Below are 1,392 nucleotides of genomic sequence, written 5' to 3'. Positions count from 1 at the left end.
AAACGCAGCCCCGACCGCGATATTCCTCACTCGTCGATTCTCCTCGCCAGCTCTAATTGAGAAAAAGAACCGGGGCTATCCTTTCGCCCCCCACGTCGCCTACCAGCACCGCCACTGAGATCGCCATGCAGCGCTCGCCGGCACTGCCGTAGGCGGCGCCCATCAGCGCATCCACGGTGCGTTCGATATCGGCGTCGGGCATCACCACCATATGGTTTTTCGCCCCGCCCAGGCCTTGCACGCGCTTGCCGTTGCGGGCGCCGCTCTCGTAGATGTATTGGGCAATCGGCGTGGAGCCGACGAAGCTCACGGCTTTGACGTCCGGGTGTTCGATCAGCGCGTCCACCGACTCTTTATCACCCTGCACCACATTGAACACGCCCTTGGGCAGGCCGGCTTCATGCAGCAGCTCGGCCATGAACAGCGAAGCGCTTGGGTCAGTCGGGCTGGGCTTGAGGATAAAGGTGTTACCCGCCGCAATGGCGATGGGGTACATCCACATCGGTACCATCACCGGGAAGTTGAACGGCGTCACGCCGGCGACCACACCCAGCGGCTGGCGCATCGTCCAGTTGTCCATGCCACGGGAGACCTGGTCGGAGTGTTCGCCCTTGAGCAGGTTGGGAATGCCGCAGGCAAATTCGAGAATGTCGATGCCACGGTCGACTTCGCCCTGGGCATCGGTGAACACCTTGCCGTGCTCGGCGACGATGATGCGCGCCAGGTCGTCCTTGCGTTCGCGCAGCAGGTGCAGGTATTGGAACAACACGCGGGCGCGGCGGATCGGCGGGGTGTCGGCCCAGCCGGCAAACGCGGCCTGGGCGGCGGCGACGGCTTCGGCCACGGTCTGGCGGCTGGCCAGGGCCACGCGCGCGGTGACTTCACCGGTGGCCGGGTTGTAGACGTCCTGATAACGGTCATCGCGGCTGACGCGCTGGTCGTTGATGTAGTGCTCGATGGTTGCAGTCATGGCAGTCGATCCAGGTGGGTAGCGTTGGCCCACACGATAGGCTTTCACTTTGTTCCGAACCAGAGCAGAATCCAGAACTTATTGTCCTTATCTGCGAACAATACACCCATGGAAAAGGCTGAAATCGAAGGGCTGTGGACCCACATTCACTGGCTGTCGGTGCTGGAGGAACAAGGCACCTACACCGCTGCCGCCGCGCGCCTGGGGGTGAGTAAATCGGCGGTGAGCCAGCGCATTTCCGACCTGGAAAAGGCCACCGGCACGCGCCTGGTGACGCGCACCACACGCAGCGTGCGGCTGACCGATGCGGGGCTGTCGTTGACCCGCGAAGTACGCAGCGCCTACGCGCAGATCGCCCGCAGTTTTTCCTCGGTGCGCGACTCGGTCGGGGAAATACGCGGGCTGGTGCGCCTGACCGCCCC

The 1,392-nt window shown here is 63.6% G+C and carries 1 protein-coding gene and 1 pseudogene; one reads left to right on the top strand and one right to left on the bottom strand.

Annotation, left to right across the window (positions count from 1 at the left end):
- Window positions 1-73: 73 nt before the first annotated feature.
- Window positions 74-970 (bottom strand): annotated as a pseudogene (locus GIW04_RS30710) (aldehyde dehydrogenase family protein); the annotation flags it as partial.
- Between the two features lie 108 nt (window positions 971-1,078).
- Between GIW04_RS30710 and GIW04_RS30705 the strand changes: the two are divergent.
- A partial coding sequence (locus GIW04_RS30705; protein WP_236479609.1) for a LysR family transcriptional regulator occupies window positions 1,079-1,392 on the top strand: 314 nt, incomplete at its 3' end.

The organism is Pseudomonas sp. PA-4-8C (assembly GCF_021606625.1).
Lineage (GTDB): Bacteria > Pseudomonadota > Gammaproteobacteria > Pseudomonadales > Pseudomonadaceae > Aquipseudomonas > Aquipseudomonas lactis.
The sequence above is the reverse complement of the archived record's forward strand: the minus strand, read 5'-3'. Positions and strand labels throughout refer to the sequence as shown.